This window comes from Microbispora hainanensis (genome assembly GCF_006874475.1).
GTDB classification, from domain to species: domain Bacteria; phylum Actinomycetota; class Actinomycetes; order Streptosporangiales; family Streptosporangiaceae; genus Microbispora; species Microbispora hainanensis.
The window spans coordinates 43,862-70,405 of the sequence record NZ_VIRM01000017.1 but is presented as its reverse complement, the minus strand read 5'-3'; the positions used below and the strand labels follow the sequence as shown (position 1 = coordinate 70,405).

The following is a 26,544-nucleotide window of genomic DNA, read 5'->3' as shown; positions in this document are numbered from 1 at the left end:
GAGCTCGGGGACTCGCGTCAGTCGAGATTGTTGCGCTGCCGGACGAGGTTCGCGATGGCCAGGATCTTGGGGCGGCCGGCGGCCTTGAACGACAGGCCGTGACGGAAGATCTCGGGAATCCAGTACTGGTCTTCCTCGCGGAAGACGACTCCATTGGCGACCAGGAGATCGAGATCCTCACCCGAGAGGCTGACGGTTTCGGGGCTGAAGGGAATCTCCTTCTTCTCCGCACCCAGGCCGTCCAGCCGCTTGAGAAGTTCTCCGATCTGCGGACTCTCCGCCCCGATTGCCGCGATCTTCTCTCGGCTGCATCTGACCAGCGCGTTTCTCATGGCGGAGGGCGTCAGCAGCCGGTCTGACCAGCGACTGTCGTCCTTGGAGATGTGCGCGGACTCCGCGATGAATGTGACGACGTCACGCCCCTGGATCTGTCCGTTGAAATCCGACAGCGCGGCGAGGAACCATCCGTCCGATCTCGCCTCGCGGGAGCGAGGCGACCCCATCTTCTCGCCCCAGACGGGTGTGAGCTGCCTGCCCAAATCCCTGTCCGTCGCCTCTTCCGAGGACAGACGGGGCAGGCTTCCGGAGCGCTGGGCGATCCACAGGGCGAGTCGCAGCGCCTCGGCGGGGTTCCACTTGAGCTCATACTCGCTGTATCGGGCGAGGAATTGGTTGTAGTTCTGGCGAACGGCCGCCTGGATGAGATCCCTCCGGACGAAGATCACCAGGCCGAGTGGGCGCCCTCGCAGACTGCGCAGCCAGTCCAGGCAGTCCACCATGAGAACCCGAAGCGCCTGCCGCTGGGCCTCACTTCGCGCGAAGTCCTGCAGCAGGTCTTCGAGACCGTCGATGAGGAAGATCCTCGATCCATCGCGCGCGAAGTCGGCCAGCTTCTGCTCGACGTCGGAGGGCTCGGCGTCGATGCCGACGGCTCGACCCATGCAGGTGAGCCAGACCCGACGCCATTCGGAGTCGGAAAGTTGCGCCCGCAGCGCCTGGTCGATGCGATCGCGTAGTTCCAGTTGGCTCGCCGGTTCCGCCTCGGAGGAAACGCAGGCGTCGCGCCGGATCGCGCTTATCCGTTGATGATCCTTGAGGTTCCTGGAGATGAAGACCGGGGCCAGTAGTGCCTCCAGCGCGACGCCCGGCACGCCCACATCGACCGCGTAATCACGCCAGGTGCGACGCAAGCACATCTGAATCTGGGTGAACGTCTTGCCGGAACCTTTGGCGCCCGCCACCACACACAGGGGTGGCTCGGTCCGGTGCGAGGTCAGCAGGTTCCGGAGTGACTCCGTTGCCAGAAACGCCGTGTCGTCAGCGGTCTCGGCATACGCGAGCCGCCGGGCGAAGTCTCCGAGCCGCTCTCGACGTGCGGCCAGATGCTCATGCGGGCCGAAGGGCGACCCAGGCGGGCCCTCCTGCGGCGTGGATGCCACCTCTTCCGCTCGGCTCAGTTCGTCCGCGAGCGGGGCGAGCGTCTTGGTGAGTCGCTGACCACGCACCAGGTCGACGACGGCCTCCCATGATGAGGGGAGCGCCAGGAGACCATCCTGGAACACACTCAGGATCGGCTCCAGGGTGACGTCCCCGTCGACGATCCGGTCCTCGCCCTCCTGGCCGCCCGGCTCCAGAGTGCTGGAGATCACGTCGCGCAGCATCGCCGCGGTGTGGAGAGCGAGCTCGACATGCCCCTGCGGGTGAAACTGGGTGATGACGGCCACGCTCGCCGGATCCTCAGGGCGCGAGGGCGCCCTCCTGCCGAGTTCCTGAATCATGCGGGCAGTACCGATCAGCGATTGATCGCTGATCGTGGTAACGAAGATCCTCTGCACGCGGGGATCCAGGAGCACGGGCGCCGACAACTCGCTGCCGCCGGCTCGCAGGTCGATCAGAACGGCCCGCGCGCCGAGCTGAACAGCCAGTTGAGCCAGGGACTCCGTCAGGTAGTAGATCGACCGTTCGGGGGTCAGCAGGTCGGTGGGCTGGATGCGCGGTGGGGCGATGTCCTGCGGAGTACGCCTTGTGGGCATGACGATCACGTTGTCGATCGCCTGGTTCGGCAGATAGGCCGACCCGAGCGTCACCGCATCGTCAGGCCGCCCGTCCTCCGACGAGTGCAGCAGCGACAGGAAATCTTCGTAAGAGAAGTCCACCCGTCGGCCATGGGCGCTGAACATCCAGGTGATCCCGGGCGCTTCCAGATCGGCGTCGACCAGGAGCACGCGCTCGCCACGCTGGGCGATGGCCTCCGCGAGAGCGACTCCATGCAGTGTGCGCCCTACGCCGCCCTTAAAGGAGTGCAGAGCAGCGATCCGCACGTCGCCGGGAAACGGACCCTCCGGGGGAGGTAGCGGCTGACCGAGGGAACGGACGATGCGACGCTCACGCCAACGCGGCTCTCGTCTCGGCAGATCCGGCTCCCGATGCCGGACCATGATCGGAAGCAGTCTGGTGGACAACCGCCCGGGGACATCGTCGAGCCGGAGTGCCGCGACCTCCTCGTCACGCACGATCGAGCCCACGCCGAACTTCTCCCCCAGCCAGGAGAGTGCCTCTTCAGGCGACGCGTCCGGGTCGACGGTCAGCTCCACCCCGTCCCAGAACGCGTCGCACTCGTGAAGCCAGTCGGGCCACTGGTTGCGTACAGCGAGATTGGCGAGATGAGCGTCGACGTCAACCCAGGTGTAAAGGCGCTCAGGGACCGATGTCTCGTCCGGCACGATCATGTCCTCAATTCTTGCCGACACCAGTCCAGCAGCTCCCGCAACACGGCACGAGCCTCTTTCTCGTGATCCCGCCGCAGAGTGCGGCCGTACCTCCACGCCTGATGCAGCTGGGCGAACGCCACCTGTCCATGTGCGTTCTGACTCGCGCAGGGTTGCATCCGCTTGCACAAAGAAGGAGGAAGTCTCAGCTCCTTGGCCAGCCGATGCAGATCATGATTTCTCAGGTGCTCGGGGAGCTGCGCGGTGGACCGCAATCCGAGGCGGTCCAGGACGGCCGCTTTCATACCGCATTCTGCGCCGTAGAAGGTGAGAAGAGCCGCCGGTGAGCCGTCAGGCATCGACAGCGCGGCATCTCTCTGAACGGAGAAGCTCACGCGTAGCCGGTTCCTGCCGACGTCCACTGACACATTGTGATGCTATTGCTACTGACAGTGTCAGGTAGATCGTTCCGCTGGATTGCGTATCGACGACCTTGTCCCGCCGGAGGCAACACCGGCCGGAGACGTCGTGGGTGTTCGGCTTCCCTTCGGTGGTGCCCGGGCGGTCAGGTGAGGGTGGGGACCAGGCGGACGAGGCCGGTGAGGCCGTCGGCGACGAGGTCGGCCCGGGCCGCCTCCGGGCGCTCGGAGTGCAGGTAGCCCCAGGGCCCCCGGCGCAGCAGGGCCGTACGCATCCCGGCGCGCGCGGCCGGCAGGACGTCGTTGTCGAGACGGTCGCCGACGTAGAGGATCTCCCCCGGCGCGTGGCCGCAGACGGCCGCGACCTTCGCGAAGAACCCGGGGTCGGGCTTCTCCACCCCCCATCCCGCCGAGGTGTGGATCGCGTCCACCGGCAGGTCCATCGCGACCAGGGCGTCGTACGCCTGGGGCGGCTGGTTGCCCGCGACGACCAGGTCGTAGCCGGCCTCCCGCAGGGCCGCCAGGCCGGGCCGCACGTCCGGGTAGAGGTCGTCGGCGTCGAAGTTCTCGCGCAGCCCGTCCGGGTCCTCGCGCCGCCACGCCTCGATCTCGGCGTCGAGGTCGATCCCCGGCCTGATCAGCTCGAACGCCTCCCGGTGGCTGCGGTCGAGCGCGGCCATGCCCCCGAGGACCCCCATGAAGGTCAGGCGCGGCACGCCCAGCCGGTCGGCCCACCGGGACCAGATCCGGGTCTCGTCGATGAGCGTCTCCCCCACGTCGAACACGAGCGCCCGGACCATAACCGCCTCTCCCTTTCGTCCTGTTACGGCCGCAACTCTACGGTGTGCCGTAACATCGCCCAACGTGAGCGAGACTCGGTATGCCCTGAACGGCATGGTGTGCACAGTCGATCATCTGGCCTCGGCGGCGGGCGTCGCCATGCTGGACAAGGGCGGAAACGCGGTGGACGCGGCCATCGCCGCCAACGCCGTGCTGGCGGTCACCGCCCCGCATATGTGCGGTCTCGGCGGCGACCTGTTCGCCCTCGTCCACGACGGCACCGTGAGCGCGCTCAACGCCTCGGGCCGGGCGGGCTCGGGCGCCGATCCCGACCGGCTGCGCGCCGAGGGTCTCGACCGGATGCCCCACCTGCACGACATCCGCTCGGTGCCGGTGCCCGGCTGCGCCGACGGGTGGCTGGCGCTGCACGAGCGGTGGGCCCGCCTGCCGCTCGCCGACCTGCTGGCCCCCGCGATCCGCCTCGCGGTGGAGGGCTTCCCCGCCTCGCCGCTGCTCGCCCCTGGCGGGGAGTTCATCGGCTCGCTGCCCGGAGCCGGGGACTTCGCGGCCGCCCGCCGCGCCGGGGACGTGATCCGCAGGCCCGGCGTCGCCAGAGCGCTCACCGCGCTCGCCGAGGACGGGCGCGCGGCGTTCTACCAGGGCGAGTTCGGCAAGGGCCTGCTGGAACTGGGCCGCGGTGAATACACCGAGGAGGACCTGGCCCGGCCGAACGCCGACTGGGTGGAGCCGCTGAGCGTCGAGGCGTTCGGGCACCGGGTCTGGACCGTTCCGCCGAACTCCCAGGGCTACCTGCTCCTGCTGGCGCTGGAGATCCTCGCCGAACTGGATCCGCCCGCCGACCCGGCCGACCCGCGCTGGGCCCATCTGCTGGTGGAGGCGGCCAGGGCGGCCGGGCACGACCGGCCGGACGTCCTGCACGAGGCCGCCGTCGCACCGCTCGGCACGGCCGCCGCGCGCCGTGCGCTGATCGACCCCGAGCGGCGCTCCCCCGTGCCCGACGCTCCCGTAGGGCCGGGCGACACGACGTACCTGTGCGTGGTCGACGGCGACGGCATGGGCGTCTCGCTCATCCAGTCGAACGCGTCGGGCTTCGGCAGCCTGCTCTTCGAGCCCAACACCGGGATCAACCTGCACAACCGCGGCATCGGCTTCTCGCTCACGCCCGGCCATCCCGCGGAGTACGGCCCGGGCCGCCGGCCGCCCCACACGCTGTGCCCGGCGCTGATCACCCGGCCTGACGGGGCGCTGCGCACGGTCATCGGCACGATGGGCGGCGACGCGCAGCCGCAGATCCTGTTGCAGCTCGTGACCCGGCTGCTCGCGCACGACCAGACGCCCGGCGAGGCGATCGGCGCCCCCCGCTGGGCGCTCGGCAGCGGCACCGGCTTCGACACCTGGCGGTCCACGCCCGTCGTGGAGGTCGAGGAGGGTGCGCCGTGGGCCGACGGCCTGCGCGAGCGCGGGCACACGGTCGAGCCGGTGGAGTGGGGCTCCGGCTTCGGCCACGCCCACCTGATCGACCTGCTCCCGTCGGGCGTGCTCGCCGGGGCGGCCGACCCCCGCGCGCTGATCGGCGCCGCTCTCGGCCGCTGAGTCGTCTCACCGGGGTCCCCGCTGCCGAATCCCTGCCGCTAAGTCCGGCAGCAGGGCCCGGCGGCAGGGCCCGGCGCCCGGGTCAGGCGGTCCGGGCGGCGGCCTCGACCTGCTGCATGGCCTTGCGGATGCGCTTCTCGGAGACCGGGGTGGGAGTGCCGAGCTGCTGGGCGAAGAAGCTCACCCGCAGCTCCTCGATCATCCACCGGATGTCCCGTACGGCCGTGGCGTCCCGTTCTTCGGGCTTCAGCCGGTCGAGCAGGTCGCGATACTCGTCCTCGATGTCATGCACCCGGTGCATCCACTCGCGGTCGCGCCGGGGGTCGTCGGGGAGCTTGTCGAGCCGGCGCTCGACCGCCCGCAGATAGCGGTGCACGTCGGGCAGCCGGTCGTAGCCCGTCTCGGTGACGAACCCGTCGTGCACCAGCCCGTCGAGCTGGTCGGCGATGTCGGCCCTGAGGTCGGCCGCCCCGCCGCCCAGCGCGCCGAGCCGGTTCTGCGCGGCGTGCCAGGCCGCCAGCACGCGCTCCACGCGGGAGACGACCTCCTCGGTCGTCTCGAACAGCGAGGCGCGCACGTGGTCGCGCAGGCGCTCGAACCCGGCCTCGTCCCAGACGGGCCCGCCCGCCTGGGCCATGAGTTTGTCGGCGGCGCACGCCGTGCAGTCGTCGAACAGGGCGGCGGCCCCGCCGTGCGGGCTCCGGCTGAGCGCGAGCTTCTGCGCGGTGGTCAGAGTGCGCAGGATGGCCTTGGCCGGGTTGACCACGTTGAGCAGCAGCAGCCTCCTGGTGCCCGCCCACATGGCCCGGTCACGCTCGCGCACGGTCTCGAACATCCGGACCGCGACGCTCGTGCCCTCGTCCACGAGGGCCGGATAGGCCCGCAGCCTGCCCTGCTCGAACACCTGCGGCAGCGTGCCGATCGTCCAGCCGTGCAGGCCGTCGCGTTCGAGGTCGTCGGCGGCCCTCGACAGCGTGGCGCGCAGCTTCGGCGCGAGCCGCCGCTTGAGCGCCTCCAGGTCCTTGTCCTCGTCCACCGTGCGCTTGCGGTCGTCGATCACCCGGTAGGTGATCCGCAGGTGGGCGGGGAGCTGGTCGAGGGCCCACGCGTCGCGCGGCACCTCCACCCCGGTCAGCGCCCGCAGCTCGCGCTCCAGCGCCTCCAGGATCGGCTCGCCGCCGGGCCGTACGCGTTCCAGCACGGCCTTGGCGTAGTTGGGGGCGGGCACGAAGTTGCGGCGCAGGTTCTTCGGCAGCGACCGGATGAGCGCGGTGACGAGGTCCTCGCGCAGGCCGGGGATCTGCCAGTCGAAGCCGGTCGGGTCGACCTGGTTGAGCACCGCGAGCGGGATGTGGACGGTCACGCCGTCGGCCTCGCCCGTCTCCACCGCGCCGGGCTCGAAGCGGTAGGTCAGCCGCATCCGCTGGCCGTTCTGCCGCCAGGCGTCGGGGTAGTCCCTGGCGCTGACCCCGGCGCTGTCGTTGACCAGCATCTCCGGCGAGAACGTCAGCAGGTCGGGCGTCTCCCGCGACGCCTTCTTCCACCAGCTGTCGAAGTGCCTGCCCGAGACCACGTCGTCGGGGATCCGCTGGTCGTAGAAGTCGAACAGCGTCTCGTCGTCCACGAGGATGTCGCGGCGGCGGGCCTTCTCCTCCAGCCGCTCGACCTCTTCGAGCAGCTTGCGGTTCTCGTGGAAGAACTTGTGGTGGGTGCGCCAGTCGCCGTCGACCAGCGCGTGCCGGATGAACAGCTCCCGGCTCAGCTCGGGGTCGATGCGGCCGTAGTTGACCTTCCGCTCGGTCACGATCGGCACGCCGTACAGCGTGACCTTCTCCAGCGCGACGACGGCGGCCTGGTCCTTCTCCCAGTGCGGCTCGCTGTAGGTGCGCTTGACCACGTGCTGCGCGAGGGGTTCGATCCAGCCGGGCTCGATCTTGGCGTTGACCCGCGCCCACAGCCGGGAGGTCTCCACCAGCTCGGCCGACATCACCCACTGCGGCTGCGCCTTGGCCAGGGCCGAGCCGGGGAAGATCGCGAAGCGGGCGTTGCGGGCGCCGATGTACTCCGTGATCGGCCTGCGGCCGTCCTGCCTGCGCTTCTCGACGACGTCCTTGACCCCGATGTGCGACAGCAGGCCGGCCAGCAGCGACTGGTGGATCCGCTGGGGGTCGGCGGGAACGCTGTTGGGCACGACGTTCAGCGTCCTGGCCACCTGGCGGATCTGGCTGTCGATGTCCTGCCACTCGCGTACGCGCAGGTAGTTGAGGAATTCGGCCTTGCACAGCCGCCGGAACGCGCTCGACGACAGCTCCTTCTGCTTGTCCCGCAGGTAGTTCCAGAGGTTGAGATAGGTCAGGAAGTCCGATTCCTTGTCGGCGAAGCGGCGGTGCTTCTCGTCGGCCGCCTGCTGCTTGTCGGCCGGCCGCTCGCGCGGGTCCTGGATCGACAGCGCGGCCGCGATGATCATGACCTCGCGGGCGCAGCCGTTCTTGTCGGCCTCCAGCACCATCCGGGCGAGGCGGGGGTCGACCGGGAGCTGGGCCAGCTTGCGCCCGAGCGGCGTGAGCTGCGCGCCCTTCTTCGCCTCCCGGCTCGCACCCTTGTCCGCGCCCTTGTCCGCCTCCTGGCCCGTGCCCTTGTCGGCGCCCTTGTCCGCGAGGGCGCCGAGTTCGAGCAGCAGGTTGACGCCGTCCCTGACCTGACGGCTGTCCGGCGGCTCCACGAACGGGAACGCCGCGATGTCCCCCAGGCCCAGCGACGTCATCTGCAGGATGACGCTCGCCAGGTTCGTACGGAGGATCTCGGGGTCGGTGAACTCCGGCCGGGAGAGGAAGTCCTCCTCCGAGTAGAGCCGGATGCACACGCCGTCCGACGTACGGCCGCAGCGGCCCTTGCGCTGGTTGGCCGACGCCTGGGAGATCGGCTCGATCGGCAGCCGCTGCACCTTCAGGCGGTGGCTGTAACGGGAGATGCGCGCCGTGCCCGGATCGACCACGTATTTGATGCCGGGAACGGTCAGCGAGGTCTCGGCGACGTTGGTGGCCAGCACGATCCGCCGGCCACGGTGGGGCTGGAAGACCCGGTGCTGCTCGGCGGCCGACAGCCGCGCGTACAGCGGGAGGACCTCCTCGGGACGGCCCTTGAGCGCGTCTGCGGTGTCGCGGATCTCCCGCTCGCCGCTGAGGAAGACCAGGATGTCGCCCGGCCCCTCGGCGCACAGCTCGTCGACGGCGTCGACGATGGCCTGGGTCTGGTCGTCGTCCTCGTCGACCGGGCGGTAGCGCACCTCCACCGGATAGGTGCGCCCGGACACCTCGATCACGGGCGCCGGCTCCCCGCCCGGCTGGGCGAAGTGCCGGGCGAACCGCTCGGGGTCGATGGTCGCGGAGGTGATGACGACCTTCAGATCGGGCCGCTTGGGGAGGAGCTGCTTGAGATAGCCGAGGATGAAGTCGATGTTGAGGCTGCGTTCGTGCGCCTCGTCGATGATCAGCGTGTCGTACTGCAGCAGCAGCGGGTCGGTCTGCATCTCGGCGAGCAGGATGCCGTCGGTCATCAGCTTGACGAGGGTCCCGTCGCTGGAGTGGTCGGTGAAGCGGACCTTGTAGCCGACCGCCTCCCCCAGCTCGATCGACAGCTCCTCGGCGATGCGCTCGGCGACCGTGCGGGCGGCGATGCGGCGCGGCTGGGTGTGGCCGATGACCCCGTGGACCCCCCGGCCGAGCTCCAGGCAGATCTTGGGGATCTGGGTGGTCTTCCCCGAGCCGGTCTCGCCGGCGACGATGACGACCTGATGGTCCCTGATCGCGGTGAGCAGGTCGTCCTTGTGCCGGCTGACCGGCAGCTCGGGTGGGTAGCTGAGAGCGGGGACGGCGGCGCGGCGCGCGGCCACGCGGAGTTCCGCGGCCTCCACGTCCCCCGCGATCTCCTGGACGACGGACTGGCGGGCGGCGCGGTCGCGGACCCGGCGCATGCCGTCGAGACGGCGGCGCAGCCTGCGCTGGTCGCGCAGCATCAGGTCGGGGAGGCGGGCCTGGAGATCGGCGAGCGTGTTCATTCCATGCTCAAGGATAGGCAACGCCCCCCGCCGATCTGCCAGCGGTTTTCCGGCGGCCCTTCCGGGGTGGTGTCAGCGGCGGCGCGCGGGCTGGTACTTGTACCCGACGTTGCGGACGGTGACGATACGGCCCGCGTGGCGGCCCAGTTTGCGGCGCAGCCGCAGGACGTGCACGTCGACCGTACGGCCGCCCTCGTCGTCGTAGCGGTCCCAGACGGCGGCCATGAGCTGACGGCGGTTGTAGACCCGGCCGGGGGCCGAGCTGAGATAGTCGAGCAGCTCGAACTCCCGGAAGGTCAGCTCGATCTCCTCGCCGCCGGCCCGGGCCACCCGCGCGGCGCGGTCCAGGACCAGGTCCTCCTCGCCCGCGGCCGCCCGCCTCTGCAGGGCGGCGGCCGGCTGCTCCGGCGCCTCCGCCGCGCCCCCGGCGGGCACCAGGTAGCCCACGATCATCAGCGCGGCGCCGGTCTCCGGCACCGGCAGCACGCCGAGCACGGACCCCTGCCCGAGATCGGGGGGCTCGTGGCCCTGCTCGCGCCTGCGCTCCACAAAGTCGATCACGTTCTGGTGGGACATGCCCCTCTCCTTGCCTCGTGGCGTACCGGACGGTGGTGACCGCGGTCGTCAACAGGCGGCGGCGCAGACGCGCAGCAGGTCGATGTGCCGGCGCTGGGTCAACCTCCCCGAGGAGTTCATGAGGTCATCATGACAGCGATATTACCCGCTGTCCAGGTAGGAATAAGGGACTTCTATCTCCCAGGGAACGCGCGGGGAACGCCCGGGGGATACTCGCGGATGGCCGGCGAGTGCTCGGGGCCTGCCGGGGATGCGGGGGATGCGGGGATGCGGGGATGCGGGGATGCGGCGGCGGTTCAGGCGTGCCCAGCGGATGTTCAGGCGTGCGCAGCGGATGTTCGCGGCGTGTGCGCGGTCTCCGCGGCGGCCATCGCCGCACCGATGACGATCAGGGTGGGCGACAGCAGGTCGCGCATGCGCCTGAGGTACTCCTCCACGCGCCGGGCCCACTTGTCCCAGCTCAGGTCCTTCTCCTCGCGCACCCGGTCGGAGGCGCGGTGCTCGGCCTCCTTGCCGCGGATCTCGATATGGCCGAACTCGGTGTTGGGCACCAGCACGCCGTCCACGAAGAGCGCGCTGCCGATGCCGGTGCCGAAGGTCAGCATGAGCACGACCCCACGCCGGCCCCGGCCCGCGCCGAAGGTCATCTCGGCGACGCCTGCGGCGTCCGCGTCGTTGAGCACGACCGCCTGCCCGCCGAACAGGTCGGCGCCCCGCACGCCGATCCACGACCTGTCCACGTTGGCCGCCGTCCTGACGACCCCGTCGAGGACCACGCCGGGGAAGGTGACGCCCATCGGGCCGGACCAGTCGAAGTGCGTCACGATCTCGCGAACGGCCTGGGCGACGGCTCCCGGCACGGCGGGCTGCGGCGTGGGGATGCGCAGGCGCTCCCGGGTGAGCACACCGGCGGCCGTGTCCACCGTGGCGCCCTTGATCCCGGAACCGCCGATGTCGATGCCCAGAACTTCCATGACTCCCCTCCCGGTCCGGCCGGACGGCTACCCGGCCGCCCCCGCCTCATGCGCGGTCGCGAGTATCGCACGGCGTCGTGGGACCGGCCGGGTTACGGGAGGTCAGGCCGGGTACGCCCCGAATCGGGGCAAAACACCTCAAGGGGGACACGCATGATCAGCACACTCCACAAAATGGGACTGCGCTCCAGCATGATGTACGGCGCCGCTATGGGGTCGATCGGCATGTCGATCGCCTCCTGGATCATCTCCAACAAGTACGAGGCGGCCGGCATCGAGCGCGCCGACCGCTGGGCGCTGTTCGTCGGCGAGTGGGCGCCGACCTTCTTCGCGATCGGAATCGCCCTGCGGATTGAGGAGATGACCGAGGAGAAGGGGCGGGAGACCCCCGAGTGGCAGGAGCAGAGCAGCGACATCCGCCGCCCCACCCGCGCCGGCGTGTAGCGGGGCCGGGCAAGGGCTTCCACGAGCGGCCCGGAGGGACAAACCGGCCCCTCCGGGCCGCTTCGCGCGCTCCCGGCTGTTCTCTCCGGCCGCCCGCCCAGGGCCCGGGTGTGCTTCCGGCGGGTGCCATGCCGGGGGCGACCGGTCCCCGCCGGAGGCGACCGGACTCGGCGCGCAGATGCTCCGTTAGGCTCGGCGCGCGTGACCCCCGATCCCGCCGCCGTCGCGCGCTGGCTGCGCACGCGGCCCGCCCGCGCGGCCGGCACCCGCGTCCTGGCCGTCGAGGGACGCTCGGGTGCGGGCAAGTCGACGCTCGCCGCCGCCGTGGCCGCGGCGCTCGACGCGCCGGTCGTCCGCATGGACGACCTGTACGACGGCTGGGACGGCCTGCAGGCCGGGGTGGACGCCCTGCTGGAATGGGTGCTGCGCCCTCTGGGCCGCGGGTGCCGGGCGCGCTGGCGGCGCTACGACTGGACGCGGGGCCGGTACGCCGAATGGCACGAGCTCCCCGAGGCGGACACCGTCGTGATCGAGGGCGTGGGCTGCGGGCCCCGCGAGGCGGAGCCGTACCTCAGCGGGCTGGTGTGGCTGGAGGCCCGCGAGGAGGTCCGCAGGGCGCGGGCGCTCGCCCGCGACGGCGAGCTGTACGCGCCCCACTGGCGGCGCTGGGCCGAGCAGGAGGAGCGCTACTACGCCCGCCACGAGGTACGCTCCCGGGCCGGTCTCGTCATCGTCACCGGCTGAATCGTCACGGCCTGGATCCTCACGGCCTGGATCCTCACGGCCTGGATCGTGACCGGCTCAGCGGAGCGCCGCTCAGCCGAGGCCGGCGCGATACTCCTCGTCGGTCACCGGCCCGTGCCAGTGCGTCGCGCCGCTCGCCGTGACGGCGATGTGCACCAGCGTGTCGTCGTCGACGGCGCCGTGCCAGTGCTTCTCGCCCGGCTGCACGTGGACCCAGTCGCCCGGCCCGATGCGCGTGCCCGTGGTCTCGCCCCAGCGCGTCACCACTCCGCGCCCCGACAGCACGTACAGCGCCTGCTCCCCGTCGTGGGTGTGCCAGCCCGAACGTGCCTGTGGGTCGTAGGAGAAACGCTGGGCGCGCAGGCCATCCGGCTCCACCTCCTCCAGCGTCGGCGCCTCCCACACGCCGCCGGTGAACCTTTCCGGTCCCGGCCGGATGGCCTTGATGTCGCCTTCGCGTACGAACCTCATCGCGCACTCCTTTCACCGGGGCCGGTCGCGTCATGCCGCCACCGCCCTCACCCATCGCCGGTCCCCACGATTCGATCATCATCCTGCATCAGGAGCTGCCCAGTCGTGGCGATTTGTCCCGATTCCTTCCGGGTACGTCTTCAATGATGAGTTTTCCGGACGGAGGTGACAGGCATGAGCCTTCCGATGAGACGTGAGTCCAGGGGCCTTGTTCCCGACCTGTTCGACCTGCTGGAGGCACCGCTGGCCGCGCTCCGGCCGATGACCGGACAGCAGATGCGGCTTGAGGACTACGTAGAGGACGGCCGATACGTGCTGCGCGCCGAACTACCCGGGATCGACCCGGAAAGGGACGTGGAGATCAGCGTGTCGAACGGCATGCTGACCATCCACGCGGAGCGGCGCCACGAGGAGCGGCAGGGGCACCGCACCGAGTTCCGGTACGGAGCCTTCACCCGGTCGGTCATGCTGCCGCCGAACGCGGACGAGAACGACGTGAAGGCCACCTACGACAAGGGGATCCTCGAGGTGAGCGTGCGACTCGCCGATGAGAAGGAGGAGCGCAAGCGCATCCCCATCGAAATGCCGGGGGCCGAGCAGGGGAAGAAGAAGAGCTGAGCGGCTCACACCGGGCCCGTCCGCGCCGCGCGGACGGGCCCGCGCTCGTTCGGCGCGAAGTTCGCCCGGCGGCTCAGCGCTCACTCCGGCTCAGGGCTCGCTCCGGCTCAGGGCTCGCTCCGGTCTCAAGGGCTCGCTCCGGTCTCAATGCCGGCAGCAGGCTCCGGCTCAAGGCTTGTCCGGCTCAGGGGACGAGGGGGGCTCAGGGGACGAGGGGGGCTGAAGGCGCCGACGGGGACCGTACGACGGCGACCGGGCACTCGGCGTGGTGCAGCACCCCCCGGCTGACCGAGCCGAGCATCGCCGAGCCCACCGCGCCCCTGCCGTGGGAGCCGACCACGAGCAGACCCGCCGTGCGTGACGCCTGGACGAGCGCGTCGACGGGATGTCCGTAGGCGAGCTCCTCGCGCACCGGCACGTCGGGATACCGCTTGCGCGGGTCCGCCAGCTTCTCCCGCGTGACACGCTGATGGGCCTCGCGCACCTCCTCCACGTCATAGGTGATCTCGGGCGCGAGTGGATGGGCGGGCAGGTGCCAGGCGTGCACGGCCCGCAGCGTGGTGCCGTGTGCCCTGGCCTGCTCGAAGGCGTACGCCAGGGCGGGCTCGCATTCGGGCGAGTCGTCCACGCCCACCGCGATCTCCCCCCGCTCGCCGCTCCACCCCGGCCGTACGACGACGACCGGGCAGGGGGCGTGCCCGGCGACGTTGGTGCTGACCGATCCGAGGACGATGCCGGCGAAGCCGCCCAGTCCCCTGCTGCCGAGCACGATCTCGACGGCCTCCTTGGCCTTGTCCCGCAGGACGCGGGAGGGGATGCCCTCGATGATCTCCGTACTGACCTTGACGTCCGGCTGCCGCTCGCGGGCCACGGCGTCGGCGGCGGCAAGCGCCCGCTCGGCGTGCGCGGTGAGCGGGTCGCCACCCGAGGTGGGAAACTTCGGGATGCCGTAGGCCCAGTGGTCCACGACGGAGACGAAGCGCAGCGGGCAGCCGCGGCGGGCGGCGTCGTCCGCGGCCCACCGCACGGCGGCCGTCGCGGCGGGCGAACCGTCGGTGCCGACGATGATCGGGCCGGACATGGGACGCTCCTTCCTTCCTCACTGGCCGTTCCGTCTGGAGCCCTCCTCCATGTGACCACCGGCGGCCGCCCCCCTCCAGGGTCGTAGGTCCTCAGCCCGGGGCCGCTGCCGGGGTCACGCGGCCGGGAGGGATGCTGGAGTCCTGGAGGTGGTCCGACATGGAATCGAAACGCTGGACCGTCGAAATCTTCGTGAACGAGGACGACAACGACGACGTCACCACCGCGACCGCCGTGCTCTACACGCCCGCGGGACGACGCCACGAGAGCGTCGGCCGAGCTCGCCGCAACCCGGCCGACCGGCCCGTGCCCGAGATCGGTGACGAGCTGGCGGCCGGACGGGCCCTCGCCGACCTGGGGGCGAAACTCATCGGCGACGGCGCGGAGGACGTGGCCCAGCTCGCCGGTCCCGCCTACGAGGCGTACTGAGACCGTGGCCCGCTCTGCGGCCGCGGCCTGTGCCTGCCGGAGGCCGCCGCCGGAGACCGGACCTGTAGCGGAGAGCCGGCACCCCGGGGGCTCCGCCGGAGCCCCCGGGAGTCCGCGCTCCATGCCCTCAGCCCACGCCGTCTCATTCCGCGGCGTCACATCGCGCACGTCCCATCGCCCGGCGTCTCATCCCGCGGCGTCTCATCCCGCGGCGTCACGCCGCACGGCGTCTGAATTCTCGGCTTGTCATTCCGCGGGGTCGGCCGGGTCCTCGCCGAGGAGCCCCGCAGCCCGCATCTCCTCCCTGAGCCAGGCCATGGCGGCCTCATCGCCTCCGGCCGGGCCGGTCCCGCCCGCAGGCGTTCCGTTCGCCGTACGGGGAGGCACCGGGACGTCGCCCGCCGCGCCGCCGGGCGTCCGGCCTCTGCCGGGCCCGGTGGCGTACGGCCGGTCGGCGGCCGTCTCACCTCGCTTGCCCCGGCTTCCCGTGCCGCCCCGGCCGGTCGGCGAGGTGCCGCCGGTCGTCGTGGTGCGCCCGCGCCGGCCGCCGGTGACGAGACCGCCGGGCACCGGCCCGTTGGGCGAGCCGCCCGCGCCGTACGCCGCCTGCGGGGCCATGCCGGGCTGCACCCCCGGGCCCGCCTGGCCGTCCTGCCCCGTGTGGCCGGGCTCGCCGTCCGGCCCTCCGGCCGCCGGCACGAGCAGTCCGGCGCCGGTCATCTCGGCGGTGAGCTGACCGAGCAACGTGTCGGCCTCCACCGGCTCCGGCGTGATCTGCGCGAGGGCCGGCGCGAGGGCGCGCAGCGCGTTCGGCATCCCCGCCCCGGTGCGGTGGAGGTCGCCGAGGTTCAGCGGTACGCAACTCGACTTGATGATGTGGAAGAGGTGATCGACCCGCCGTGCGTCCCGTCCGCTGAAGGAACCCCGGAAGTCGCCGTGGTGAGCGAGCACCAGGGCCGCGAGGCCGGCGACGTGCGGCGCGGCCATGGAGGTGCCGTCCAGTGCGGCGTACCCGTCCGGCGGCACGGCCGACAGGACGGCCACGCCCGGGGCGCACACGTCGATCTCGGGACCGTGGCAGGTGAAGCGCGGCGAGAAGAAGCCGTCGCCCGTGACCGGCCCGCGGACCTCGGCCTCGTGGGCGGTGCCGGGCGGGAACGCGTCGGCCTTGCCGACTGCCGCGACCGTCAGTACACCCGGCAGGATGCCGGGGAAGCCGACCGGCCCTCCGTCGTTGCCGGCGGCCACCACGCACGCCACCCCCGCCTCGCGCGCCTGCTCGATCTTCGCGGCGACGAGCGGCGAGTGGTGCCTGCTCGCCAGGCTCAGGTTGACGACGTCGATCCGCTGCTCGGCGCAGTAGTCGAGCGCCTCGATCAGGTCGCTGAACCGCCCGCCCGGGAAGATCTTGCAGACGTGCACCTCGGCCTCGACGGCGAAGCCGACGACACCCCGGCCGTCGTCGGCCCCCGAGACGACGGCCGCGCAGTGGGAGCCGTGATAGGCGGCGTCGACGGACCAGCCGTCCGGCTCGCCGCCGACGAGGTCGACGCCGGCGTGGACGCGGTCGCGCAGGTCGGGGTGCCGTACGTCGGCCCCGGAGTCGATGATGGCGATCCTGACCCCCGCGCCGCGCAGCGTGGGCGGCAGGCGGTCGAGGTTCATCGCCTGCTGCCCCCAGCCGAAGACCTGCCTGCCGGGGAACCCGGCGAAGGTCTCCGACAGGCGCACCGGCTCGATCAGGTTGTCCCGGGTCGTGGACAGGGCGGGACGGTCGATGTGGACGCTCCAGTAGCCGGAGCGCGGCCGGACCGTCACCCCGTTGATCGACTCCGGGGTCTCCCCGACCATCGTGACCACCGCGCGGCCGTCGGCCCCCGTGGACGTCTGGGCGGGCCAGCCGTGCCCGGTCACCAGGATGCTCGCGCCGGGCAGCGGCGTGCCGTCCGCGTCCCTGACCAGGAAGGTGAACGTGCTCTCCACGCCCGGCGGCACCACCGCCGGGGCGGACCGCCGCCTGCGCGGCGGCTGGGGCACGTCGCTGTAGGTGAGCAGCCGGTCGCGTTCGAAGTAGAGCTGCGGATACTGCCGCCGCAGCGCCTCGACGTGCTCGGCGGTCATCTCCGCCACGACCACAGCGGGGAACCCGGGAGCCTGAGCCCCCGGGTTCCCCGCCGTTCCCCGCAGGCGGCGCAGCACGCGCACCTCGGGGTCGTCCTCCAGCAGCCTGCGCACCGTGTCGCCATCGAGAGCCGGCACGGCTGCTCCCGGCGCCGCGGGATGCGGCTGGGGCAGCGCGGCCACCATGTAGCGCCGTGGCCGGGGCTCCACCGGCTGCGGCGCCTGGCGGGACGCCTGCCGCCCTCGCGGGGACGCCGGGCGCGGCTCCTCGCTTCCGTCCTTGGGCTTGTCGTTACTGGTCACAAACGTCTCGACTCTCCCCAGCTCAGGCTGGTGTGGCCGGCCGCGCCCCGTGGGGCACGGCCGGCAGTTCAGGCTCTGTCATCACATTTCGCCGGTCTCGGGACGGCGGGGGCCCGGACCGGCCGCCGACCGGTCCGGGCCACCGAGGTGATCACGTCACAGCAGTGGAACCGTGAGCCGTCCAGGGGCGACGGCGCCGAGCGCGAACTGGATCTGCGCCAGGCACGCGTCGTACCGCCCGGCCCGGTACAGCTGTACCGCCTGTACCAGCAGCGGGATGATCCCCGCGACCTGGGGCGCCTGCGGGAGTGACGCCTGCAGCCAGCCGTACAGCCGCTGGAGCGTCACGGCGCAGTGCACCTGAAGCGGCGCGACCGGCGCCGGATGCCCCGTCGCGACTCCCACGGCCGGGGGCGTCACCGGACCCATCCCGGGACCCATCGACTCCACGGTGTTCCTCCGATCAGAGTGCGGCACCGGCCGGCACCGGGACCTGCTGAGCGGCCTGCTGGTGCAGCTGGCCGTAGCCCTGGCCGTAGCCCTGGCCGTAGACCTGGCCGTAGACCTGCGACAGCGGCTGCATGGTCAGCGGGACCTGCTGGCCGTAAGCCGCCTGAAGGTGCTGAGGCATGCCGAGCTGGAGGGCCTGCTGGCCGGGGTGCTGCGCGTACGCCTGGGTGGCGTACGGCTGGCCGTAAATCTGCGGGATCTGCTGGGCCTGGGCCTGGATGGCCTGGAGGGCCTGCAGAACCTGCGGCGGGAGCACCTGCTGCTGAACCTGCTGCTGGATCTGCTCGCGGACCTGGTGCTGGTAGAGCACGCCCTCCAGCATCTGGCGGGCCGCGGGAGCGCCGTAACGCACGCTGCACCGCGCGACCTTGGTCCAGAAGGTCACCGGGCTCACGAGGTGCTCCTGCGGGAGGATCTGCTCCTCCTGCTGCTGGATCATCGCGAGCGGCGACAGCTGGTGCTGCATGCCCGGGATCTGCTGACCGAGCTGCTGCAGGGGCGAGATCTGCTGCTGAGCGCCGTACCCCAGCGTGGTCGCCATGGTCGTGGGATTCATAGCTGTGAACGTCATATTCACTCCTTCGGAGCCAGTAGGTCCGACCCATCGCCGATGTGATTACATCGCGTGACAGATCCGTCGCACAACGTTATAGGCGTAATGAGTGGATAAGGCCGATTTGGCACTCAAGACGTCGCCACATCAGGTCAGCCGGTTTAGCGGCCGGGGGCGATCCGCTGCGGCAGGTGAGGCTCATGGAGGGCGGCGAAACAGTGCTGAGCGGCGTCGGCGGGGCTCGCCGACCAGTGCGGCGGCCAGGAGTGTGCACGCATCCCGCCGGGGATGCGGGGCCGGAAAGCGCGGCAGCGCCTGGCCCCTTCGGACAGCGCGGACCCGGAGGCGGACAGGGCCGCCCGGACGGGCCGCTTCAGGGTCACTGGGTGCGCCCGGATTACTGGGTGCGCCCGGATTGCTGCGTGCGCCCGGCCCCCTTCGGCTCAGACCGCCGTATGGCTGCCGATCGAGTCGAGAGCGGCAGTCACCGTCCCATGCAGCACACGGGCGTCGGCTCCGGCGCGCGAGCGCAGGTTCACACCGTAGGCGAGCAGCGCCAGCAGGTCGGCGGCGGCGCCGGGATCGACGCCGCGAGCCAGTTGCCCATGCCCGCCGGCCCTGACAAGTGCCGCGTACATGGCATCGCGCAGCCGCTGGTGATGCTGGTCGAGGATAGCCCTGACCTCGGGGTCGCCGTTCTCGGGGCCGGCGTGCGCGTTGGAGACCATGCAGCCCCATCGGGCGTACTCTCCCGAACAACGCGCGTCGATCAATTCAGCGAAGAACGCGGCGATCGCGGGCAGTCCCCGGCCATCTTCGGCCAGGCGGTCGAACAGCGGCTGCGACCGCTCCTTCAGGTAGCGGCGGAGTGCGGCGAGATAGAGGTCCTGCTTGTTGCCGAAGGTGGCATACAGGCTGGACCGGTTGACGCCCGTCGCACTGACGACGTCCTGTATGCCGGTAGAGGACACGCCCTGACGCCAGAACAGCCGCAGGGCCGCGTCGAGGGCGCTGTCCGGATCGAAGTGTTTGATGTCCGGCACGCCACTCACCCCGCCAACTTGAAATACGCGTTCCAGGATAGCCTGCGCCGGCAGTGGGAGAGAGACCACGACACGGTCCGGATTCGTCCACGATCACCCGGTAAGTGGCCAACCTTCATCCAGGCACTCACCCCGACGGGCCACCATCCCTTTACGACCATCCGGCCGAATGCGGCACAGCCGCTGGCGCCGGACCACGCATGCCCTTATCTTGGAATGAACGTTCCAAGATCTTCGTCATCAGAGGAGGAGTCCCCAAATGACCCTCAACGCCGAACTACGCGCCTTCTTCGAAGCCAGGCAGAAGCAGATTCCCGCCCGCGTGCGGGAGATCATGAAACGGGCCGGCGACGAGCTCGCGGAGTCCGGGCAGGCCGTCCGTGCACTGGGAGTGGGCGCCCGGGCTCCCCGCTTCCGCCTCCCCTCCGCGACCGGGCGCACGGTAGCCCTCGACGATCTGCTGGCGCACGGGCCCGTCGTGCTCGTCTTCTACCGTGGGACCTGGTGCCCGTACTGCAACATCGCCTTGCGGGCGATGCAACGGCACCACGATGAGATCATCGCCCTCGGGGCACGGTTGGTGGCCGTGTCCCCTCAGATTCCCGACGAGTCCCTCTCTTTGAAGGAGAAACACGAACTCGACTTCGAGGTGCTCAGCGACGTCGGCTCCGACACCGCCAAGCAGTACGGCCTCGCCTTCGATCTGAGCCATGAGCTCGCCGCCGTCTACGACACCCTCGGATTCGACCTCCAACGCGTGAACGGCGGGCACCCTCGCACCCTGCCGATCCCCGCCACGTACGTCATCGATCGCCAGGGCACGATTCGCTGGGCGTTCGCCGACGCCGACTACACCAGGCGGGCGGAGCCCGAGGATGTCCTGCGCGCCCTCGCCGATCTGCGCCGGACAGGCACGGAAGACACAGCCGACGCCTTTTCTTGTATTGACAACTAATATTGTCGGCTACATGCTTGAGGCATGAAAGACGTGGCGGTGATCGAGGACCCGGCGGCGGCGGAGGCGTCGCTGGATCCGATGCGGGCGCGGTTGCTCGCCGAGCTTACGGAACCCAGCTCGGCGACGATGCTGGCGGCCAAGGTGGGGCTGCCGAGGCAGAAGGTGAACTACCACCTCAAGACCCTGGAGCGGCACGGCCTCGTGGAGCTGGTCGAGGAGCGCCGCAAGGGCAACGTCAACGAACGGGTCATGCGGGCGACGGCGGCGTCGTTCGTGATCTCCCCCGCCGCGCTGGCGTCGGTCGCGCCCGATCCGTCGCGCTCACCCGACCGGCTGTCGGCGCGGTGGCTGCTGGCGCTCGCCGCCCAGCTCGTACGCGACGTGGGCACGCTGATCGTGGGGGCGTCCCAGGCACGCAAGAAGCTCGCGACGTTCGCCATCGACGGCCGGGTGCGCTTCGCCTCGGCCGCCGACCGCGCCGCGTTCGCCGAGGAGCTGTCGGCCGCCGTGGCCGCGCTCGTGAGCAAGTATCACGACGACTCGGCCGAAGGCGGGCGCGAGCACCGTCTGGTCGTCGCCGTCCATCCCGCCGTCCCCCGGACGGCCGACACCGAGGAGCGCTAGTGCCGCACGAGTTCGAGCTGCGCAAGGAAATCGAGCTGGACGCGACCCCCGACCAGGTCTGGGAGGCGATCGCCACCGGCCCGGGGGTGGACTCCTGGTTCATGGGACGCACCGAGATCGAGCCCGTCGAGGGCGGCCGCGGCCGGTTCACCATGTTCGGCAACAGCGAGGGCACCACGGTGACCTCGTACGAGCCCGGCAAGCGGTTCGCGTTCCGCAGCGACGAGAACCCCGACGGCACGTTCATGGCGATGGAGTACCTCATCGAGGGACGCGACCACGGCAGCACGGTCCTGCGCCTGGTGCAGCACGGCTTCCTCGGCGACGACTGGGAGACCGAGTTCGAGGCCATGGGCATCGGCTGGGACATGTACCTGCACAAGCTGGTCCAATACCTCACCTACTTCCGCGGGCGCCCGGTCACGGTCGTGTCCGCCGCGCGCCCCCAGGCGGCCGAGAGCGAGCCGGCCTGGGCGGCGATCAAGGACGCGCTGGGGCTGCCGGCCACGGTCCGCCTGGGCGACCCCGTACGGCTCGCGGTGGACGGGCTGCCTCCGGAGGACGGAGTGGTGGACTACACCGGCTTCCCGGGCTTCCTCGGCGTGCGGACCGCCGACGGGCTCTACCGGTTCATCCACTCCGGTCCGGAGCGGGGGAACGTCGTGGTCCTCGGACACCACGTCTTCGCCGAGGACGCCGACCAGGAGCAGGTCGAGGCCGCCTGGCGGTCCTGGCTCTCCCGGCTCTTCCCCTGACCCTCCCTGACCTCCCCTGGCCCTCCCCGAGGTCTTCTCCGGACGGGCGTGCTCAGGCCCAGATGGCGCAGGGGATGCCGTCGGAGAAGACCTCGGGAGGATCGGGCAGGGGCCGCGCCTCCCCGGACGCCACCCGAAGGGCGGTCCAGGCGGCGGCGCCGGCGTCGAGCACGTCGTCCACCCCGGCCGCCGCCCCGGCCGGGCCGAGGTCGCCCGCGAGCACGACGCCCGCCGCCGCCAGCAGTTCGCGCCGCCGCTCGGCGCCCGCCCACGTCGTCTTCGGGTGTGGCAGGGGCGCCCCGGCGAGCCGGGCGAAGCTCAGCTCAGGGTGGATCTCCACGACGCGCCTGCCCGCCTCCCGCACCCAGCGCTCGACCTCCAGAAGCTTCTCCTTGAGCCCGTACGCCTGGCGGGAGACGCCCTCGCCGGTCAGCCGGCGGTTGACGGCCACGGCCGTGGCGTAGTCGTCCGCCTCGATCGCGGCACGGGCCGGGGTCATGAACACCGACCGCCACCGGGGGCCGAGCTCCGCGCGCGCCAGCACGTCGGCCCGGCGGCGGCCTCCAGGACCACCAGGGCCCCCAGGACCGCCGGCGTGGACATCGGAAAGACCGTCGGGCAGGCCGATCGGCATGTCGACCGCCACGACGGCGACCTCGCCGTCCGCGTCGGCCCGGGCGACCAGGTCCGCGATGCGCGGCGCGAAGTAGGCACGCGCCGCACCCCCGCCCCCGCTCCCGCCCCCGCTCGCGGCGGACGGGACCACCCCGATCCAGCCCGCCCTGCACGCGTCGACGCCGAGCACACGAGCATCCTTCACAGGACCATGTTCAGCCCTCGCGGGGGACGACGTGGCCGAAGCGGAACAGGTTCGCCGGGTCGTAGACCTCCCGCAGCTTCGCCAGCCGCCGCAGCGTCTCCTCCGGCCAGGCCCGGGAGATCTGCTCGGGAGCCAGGGCACCGCCCTGGAAGTTGATCTGTGCGCCGCCGGTCGACCAGGGCGCGAGGGCCTCGATCACGCCCCGTACGGCCGCCGGGACGGCCGTGTCCATCAGCTCGGGCACCGGCGCACCGATGGCCAGCAGGGTGAAGGCGGCGTCTCGCCCGCCCACGGCGTTGGGCTCCTTGGGCTGACGGGCGAGCGCGCCGCCGAGCTGACGCAGCTCGACCACGGCGAGCGGAACCTGCGCGGCCGGGCCGGCCGCCGCGAGCAGCGCCTCCACGGTCTCGGCCGTCAGCTCGCGCAGCAGCGCGCCCCGCTCCGCGACCGGCATGGGCTGCGTCGGGTCCTGGTGGATGGAGTCGATCGCCGCGTACGGCAGCGGCCCGACGGCGTCGAGCACCGGCTCGGCCACGGCCCGCATGGGGGCCAGCAGCGCCTCGGCCTCCTGCCCCTCCCCCACGTGGGCGACCCGCAGATGGACCACGAATTTGCCGCTGAGCTGCGGCGGCAGCTCGGGCAGCGGGGGCAGGCGCAGCAGCGCGACCGACGTCGTGGTGGTCTCCGGCAGCGTGCCGGCCCAGCCGCGGTAGGCGTGCAGGGCCCGCCCGGCGTCCTCGGCAGCGTAGAACAGGCCGCCGCCGTACAGGCCGGTGAGCGGCAGCAGGTCCACGGTGATCGAGGTGACGACGCCGAACCCGGCCTTGCCGCCGCGCAGCGCCCAGAACAGGTCGGGCTCGCGGACCGCGTCGGCGGTGCGCGCCGCGCCGTCCCCGATGACGACGGTGAGCTCCCGCACGTGGTCGGCCGCGAACCCGAAGGTCCGGGCGATCGGCCCGATGCCGCCGCCGAGCGTGAAGCCGACCACGCCGACGCCGGTCGCCGAGCCGCACACCGGGGCCAGGCCGTACGGCGCGGCGGCGGCGATGACCTCGCCCCACGTGCAGCCGGCCGCGATCGTGGCGGTGCGGGCGGAGGGGTCCACCACGACCTCGCGCATCGCGCGGGTGCTGATCAGGACCGCGCCGTCGGCCGCCTGCACGGCGCCGTGGCCGGTCGCCTGTACGGCGACGGGCAGCCCGTGCGCGACGGCGAGCCGTACGGCCGCTGCCACGTCGCCGGCGTCCCGCGCCGCGACGATCACGGCGGGCCGGTGGCGCACGGCGAGGTTGAACCCGGCGGCCTCCTCCTCGAACCCGTCCTGTCCCGCGACCAGGACCCGGCCGGCGACCTGTCCCCGCAGCGCGTCTTCGATGGTGCTGTGCATGTCCGTCCTTCGGTTGTCGTTCGCTGTGACGGTGACAGTTGTCGCAGCCGCGTCTTGGTGTTCTCTTGCGCCTGCCGGGCCGGGGGTTCGGCGACGTGCCGAAGGGATCCTAGAGACGCACGAGAAACGTCCAAGACATCGCCCCCATGCTGGGGCGATGTCGTCGCCGTCGAAGAAGCGCCGGTCGCAGGACGCCGCGTCGCCGGGAACGTCGCCAGGAACGTCACCGGGAACGTCACCAGGAACCTCGCCGGGAACCTCGCCGGGAACCTCGCCGGGAACGCTGCTGCTGCGCGAGGTGCCGGCGCACACCGGCGCGCCGGGAGCCGGCATCGTCGGCCCGGCGGCTTGACGCGTTGCGCCGAGAAGGAGTTCCGGAGGCTCGGCAGGTGCGGGGCGTTCGCACCTGCGCCGCCCCTGCTCTTGTCGAGATGCTGCGACGGATTTTTCGCGGCATCGTGGGTGCCATGAGCCGGCGACAGGTCACCCCCGGGCATGGACACGGCCACGGGCATGGACACGGCCACGGGCATGGCCACGGGCATGCACATGGCCATGAGCATGGACGCGGTGTGGCGGCGCTTCGTGCGCGGGTGGCGCACCTGCTGCGCCCGCACGCGCACGAGCACGCCGACAAGATCGATTCGGTGATGGAGTCGTCCGCCCGGGGGATGCGGGCGCTGTGGGTGTCGCTGGCCGGTCTCGGCGCGACCACGCTGGTGCAGGCGGCCGTGGTGGCCTTGTCGGGGTCGGTGGCGCTGCTGGGCGACACCCTGCACAACGCGGCCGACGCCCTGACCGCCGTGCCGCTCGGGATCGCGTTCCTGCTCGGCCGCCGTCCGCCCACCCGCCGCTACACCTACGGCTACGGGCGGGCCGAGGACCTGGCCGGCGTGGTCATCGTCGTGACGATCACCGCCTCCTCGATCGCCGCCGCGTACGCCGCGATCGGACGGCTCCTGGAGCCGCGGGAGGTCTCCCACCTGGGGGCCGTCGCGGCGGCGGCGCTCGTGGGCTTCGCCGGGAACGAGCTGGTCGCCCGCCACCGGATCCGGGTCGGGCGTGAGATCGGCTCGGCCGCCCTCGTCGCCGACGGGCTGCACGCCCGCACCGACGGCTTCACCTCACTGGCCGTGCTCGCCGGAGCCGGAGGGGCGGCCCTCGGCTGGACCTGGGCCGACCCCGCCGTCGGCCTGCTCATCACGGTCGCGATCCTGATGGTGCTGCGGCAGGCGGCACGGGAGGTGTACCGGCGGCTGATGGACGCCGTCGACCCCGCTCTCGTGGACCTCGCCGAGGCGACCCTGCGGGGCACGCCCGGCGTGCTCGGCCTGGGCGAGGTGCGGCTGCGCTGGATCGGCCACCGGCTCAGGGCCGAGTGCGAGGTCGTCGTCGACCCGGCCGCCACGGTGGTGGAGGCCCACCGGGTCGCGGCCGAGGCCGAGCACAACCTGATCCACGCCATCCCCCGGCTGACGGCCGCCATCGTGCACGCCGATCCGCTGCCCGATGACGGCGTGGACCACCACGCCGTTCTCGACGGCCACCGGCACGACCATGCCCCGGCCGGCCTCGTCCGGCACCCCGCCGGCTGACCCGGGCACGAGAGGCCGGGCGTTCGGTGGGCGCCTTTCCGTACGGAGGTCAGAACCAGCCGCGGTGCCGGGCCATCGCGGCGAGGCCGTCGCGCAGCGCCTGCTCCACCTTGCCGGGATGGTCGCCATACCCGACACGGAAGCGGTTGTAGACGTCGTGGCTGGAGGTGAGGAAGCCACCCCTCTTGTCGGCCTCCAGGATCACGTCCATCGCGTGCGGTCCGGCGATGAAGGTCAGCTCCAGCTCGCTGAAGTGGCGGCGCCACTCCGGACCGGCGTGATACTCGATCTCCTGGTAGAACGGCATGGTCGAGCCCCGGAGGGTGCCGCGCTCCAGGTCGGCCCGCTTGAAGTGGAACCCCATGCGGACGAGCGTCCCCAGCAGATGGTCCTGGGCGGGCAGCGGGTCGACGTACAGCGGGTCGAGGTCGCCCTTGTCGAGCGCGCCCGCGAGCGCCAGCTCGGTGGCCACGCCGAGCCGCATGCCGGGCAGCGGGCGTCCGCCGACCGCGCTGACCGGCGTCTCCCACGGCACCGGGATCGCGAACGGCAGCGCGCGGGCCTCCCCCGCCCGCAGGTCGAACGGCCCGGACACCGGTGCCCGCAGGAAGCTGTAGGTCGCGTGGTGTTCCTGGTCACCGCGCTCGACCTCCACGACGGCCGTGAAGTCGACGGTGATCCCGTCCACCTTGTGGTCGGACGACCCGCCCCTGAAGCGGACCTCGCCATGCAGGGTCTCTCCCGGACGCACGTGCGGGTCGCGCAGCACCGTGTCGACCTCCACGCCGGCCCCGAGCGCGGCCATCAGCTTGCGGAACACCGATCACTCCCTTGGTCGCGGGTCGTTCACCGCTGCCAACGACCCGTCCCGGCCGCCCGGTTCCCGTACGTACTCCGTCACGAGGCGAGCAGGTCGAAAAGGAAGCCCGGCGAGGAGCCGCCGGACGTCCGCCCTCGGGGT

At 71.7% G+C, this 26,544-nt stretch carries 24 protein-coding genes; 10 read left to right on the top strand and 14 right to left on the bottom strand.

Annotated elements, in window-relative coordinates:
* Positions 1 to 17: 17 nt before the first annotated feature.
* Entirely contained in the window at positions 18 to 2,729 is a 2,712-nt protein-coding gene (locus FLX08_RS16120) for a KGGVGR-motif variant AAA ATPase (protein WP_142619667.1), read from the bottom strand.
* A 544-nt stretch (positions 2,730 to 3,273) separates the two neighbouring features.
* Entirely contained in the window at positions 3,274 to 3,927 is a 654-nt protein-coding gene (locus tag FLX08_RS16115) for an HAD family hydrolase (protein ID WP_142619666.1), read from the bottom strand.
* A gap of 64 nt (positions 3,928 to 3,991) precedes the next feature.
* On the opposite strand from FLX08_RS16115, the gene FLX08_RS16110 reads away from it, so the two are divergent.
* Complete coding sequence (locus tag FLX08_RS16110; protein ID WP_142619665.1) at positions 3,992 to 5,521, top strand: gamma-glutamyltransferase family protein; 1,530 nt, start codon at positions 3,992 to 3,994, stop codon at positions 5,519 to 5,521.
* Between the two features lie 82 nt (positions 5,522 to 5,603).
* Here FLX08_RS16110 and hrpA read toward each other — a convergent pair whose 3' ends face one another.
* The 3 genes from hrpA to ppgK form a co-directional block, all read right to left on the bottom strand.
* Positions 5,604 to 9,578 carry an ATP-dependent RNA helicase HrpA gene (hrpA, locus tag FLX08_RS16105; protein WP_142619664.1) on the bottom strand — a complete coding sequence of 1,325 codons (3,975 nt, stop codon included), beginning with the start codon at positions 9,576 to 9,578 and terminating at the stop codon, positions 5,604 to 5,606.
* A 72-nt stretch (positions 9,579 to 9,650) separates the two neighbouring features.
* A complete protein-coding gene (locus tag FLX08_RS42940; RefSeq protein ID WP_142619663.1) occupies positions 9,651 to 10,154 on the bottom strand; it encodes a winged helix-turn-helix domain-containing protein in 504 nt (167 codons plus the stop codon).
* Between the two features lie 317 nt (positions 10,155 to 10,471).
* Entirely contained in the window at positions 10,472 to 11,128 is a 657-nt protein-coding gene (ppgK, locus tag FLX08_RS16095) for a polyphosphate--glucose phosphotransferase (RefSeq protein ID WP_142619662.1), read from the bottom strand.
* A 153-nt stretch (positions 11,129 to 11,281) separates the two neighbouring features.
* Here ppgK and FLX08_RS16090 point away from each other — a divergent pair, with 153 nt between their 5' ends.
* Complete coding sequence (locus FLX08_RS16090) at positions 11,282 to 11,572, top strand: hypothetical protein (RefSeq protein WP_142619661.1); 291 nt, start codon at positions 11,282 to 11,284, stop codon at positions 11,570 to 11,572.
* Between the two features lie 201 nt (positions 11,573 to 11,773).
* Positions 11,774 to 12,316 carry a nucleoside/nucleotide kinase family protein gene (locus FLX08_RS16085; protein ID WP_142619660.1) on the top strand — a complete coding sequence of 181 codons (543 nt, stop codon included), beginning with the start codon at positions 11,774 to 11,776 and terminating at the stop codon, positions 12,314 to 12,316.
* Positions 12,317 to 12,388: 72 nt separating this feature from the next.
* Here the strand turns inward: FLX08_RS16085 and FLX08_RS16080 are convergent, their stop codons facing one another.
* The gene (locus FLX08_RS16080) at positions 12,389 to 12,787 is read right to left on the bottom strand and encodes a cupin domain-containing protein (RefSeq protein WP_142619659.1); all 399 of its coding nucleotides are present in this window, start codon (positions 12,785 to 12,787) and stop codon (positions 12,389 to 12,391) included.
* 186 nt (positions 12,788 to 12,973) lie between these two features.
* On the opposite strand from FLX08_RS16080, the gene FLX08_RS16075 reads away from it, so the two are divergent.
* A complete protein-coding gene (locus FLX08_RS16075; protein ID WP_244312682.1) occupies positions 12,974 to 13,405 on the top strand; it encodes an Hsp20/alpha crystallin family protein in 432 nt (143 codons plus the stop codon).
* A gap of 202 nt (positions 13,406 to 13,607) precedes the next feature.
* Here the strand turns inward: FLX08_RS16075 and FLX08_RS16070 are convergent, their stop codons facing one another.
* A complete protein-coding gene (locus FLX08_RS16070) occupies positions 13,608 to 14,486 on the bottom strand; it encodes a universal stress protein (RefSeq protein WP_142619657.1) in 879 nt (292 codons plus the stop codon).
* Positions 14,487 to 14,644: 158 nt separating this feature from the next.
* On the opposite strand from FLX08_RS16070, the gene FLX08_RS16065 reads away from it, so the two are divergent.
* On the top strand, positions 14,645 to 14,914 hold the full coding sequence (locus FLX08_RS16065; RefSeq protein WP_142619656.1) for a DUF1876 domain-containing protein: 270 nt from the start codon (positions 14,645 to 14,647) through the stop codon (positions 14,912 to 14,914).
* A gap of 246 nt (positions 14,915 to 15,160) precedes the next feature.
* On the opposite strand, the gene FLX08_RS42935 is transcribed toward FLX08_RS16065, so the two are convergent.
* The 4 genes from FLX08_RS42935 to FLX08_RS16045 all read right to left on the bottom strand — a co-directional run bounded on the left by FLX08_RS42935 (position 15,161) and on the right by FLX08_RS16045 (position 19,444).
* A complete protein-coding gene (locus FLX08_RS42935) occupies positions 15,161 to 17,338 on the bottom strand; it encodes a S8 family serine peptidase (protein ID WP_142619655.1) in 2,178 nt (725 codons plus the stop codon).
* 156 nt (positions 17,339 to 17,494) lie between these two features.
* Positions 17,495 to 17,779, bottom strand: a complete 285-nt coding sequence (locus FLX08_RS16055) for a hypothetical protein (protein WP_142619654.1) — start codon at positions 17,777 to 17,779, stop codon at positions 17,495 to 17,497.
* A 22-nt stretch (positions 17,780 to 17,801) separates the two neighbouring features.
* Entirely contained in the window at positions 17,802 to 18,419 is a 618-nt protein-coding gene (locus FLX08_RS16050; RefSeq protein ID WP_142619653.1) for a hypothetical protein, read from the bottom strand.
* Positions 18,420 to 18,844: 425 nt separating this feature from the next.
* Positions 18,845 to 19,444, bottom strand: coding sequence for a TetR/AcrR family transcriptional regulator (locus FLX08_RS16045; protein WP_142619652.1), 600 nt, complete (start codon positions 19,442 to 19,444; stop codon positions 18,845 to 18,847).
* A gap of 259 nt (positions 19,445 to 19,703) precedes the next feature.
* On the opposite strand from FLX08_RS16045, the gene FLX08_RS16040 reads away from it, so the two are divergent.
* From FLX08_RS16040 to FLX08_RS16030, 3 genes are read left to right on the top strand one after another with little or no spacing between them, the layout of a single operon-like run.
* Positions 19,704 to 20,399 (top strand): peroxiredoxin-like family protein, encoded by a 696-nt coding sequence (locus tag FLX08_RS16040; RefSeq protein ID WP_142619651.1) that lies wholly within the window; start codon positions 19,704 to 19,706, stop codon positions 20,397 to 20,399.
* 24 nt (positions 20,400 to 20,423) lie between these two features.
* A complete protein-coding gene (locus FLX08_RS16035; protein WP_208761491.1) occupies positions 20,424 to 21,026 on the top strand; it encodes an ArsR/SmtB family transcription factor in 603 nt (200 codons plus the stop codon).
* The gene (locus FLX08_RS16030; protein WP_142619650.1) at positions 21,026 to 21,781 is read left to right on the top strand and encodes an SRPBCC family protein; all 756 of its coding nucleotides are present in this window, start codon (positions 21,026 to 21,028) and stop codon (positions 21,779 to 21,781) included. The genes FLX08_RS16035 and FLX08_RS16030 overlap by 1 nt, the downstream gene beginning before the upstream one ends.
* A gap of 52 nt (positions 21,782 to 21,833) precedes the next feature.
* Here FLX08_RS16030 and FLX08_RS16025 read toward each other — a convergent pair whose 3' ends face one another.
* Positions 21,834 to 22,601: a DUF429 domain-containing protein gene (locus tag FLX08_RS16025; protein ID WP_142619649.1), complete on the bottom strand. Its 768-nt coding sequence runs from the start codon at positions 22,599 to 22,601 to the stop codon at positions 21,834 to 21,836.
* A 10-nt stretch (positions 22,602 to 22,611) separates the two neighbouring features.
* Positions 22,612 to 23,988, bottom strand: coding sequence for an FAD-binding oxidoreductase (locus FLX08_RS16020; RefSeq protein WP_142619648.1), 1,377 nt, complete (start codon positions 23,986 to 23,988; stop codon positions 22,612 to 22,614).
* A 157-nt stretch (positions 23,989 to 24,145) separates the two neighbouring features.
* Here FLX08_RS16020 and FLX08_RS16015 point away from each other — a divergent pair, with 157 nt between their 5' ends.
* Positions 24,146 to 24,340, top strand: a complete 195-nt coding sequence (locus tag FLX08_RS16015) for a hypothetical protein (protein WP_142619647.1) — start codon at positions 24,146 to 24,148, stop codon at positions 24,338 to 24,340.
* 220 nt (positions 24,341 to 24,560) lie between these two features.
* Positions 24,561 to 25,583 (top strand): cation diffusion facilitator family transporter, encoded by a 1,023-nt coding sequence (locus FLX08_RS16010; protein WP_244312681.1) that lies wholly within the window; start codon positions 24,561 to 24,563, stop codon positions 25,581 to 25,583.
* Positions 25,584 to 25,632: 49 nt separating this feature from the next.
* On the opposite strand, the gene FLX08_RS16005 is transcribed toward FLX08_RS16010, so the two are convergent.
* Positions 25,633 to 26,403, bottom strand: a complete 771-nt coding sequence (locus tag FLX08_RS16005; protein WP_244312680.1) for a sporulation protein — start codon at positions 26,401 to 26,403, stop codon at positions 25,633 to 25,635.
* Positions 26,404 to 26,544 lie beyond the last annotated feature (141 nt).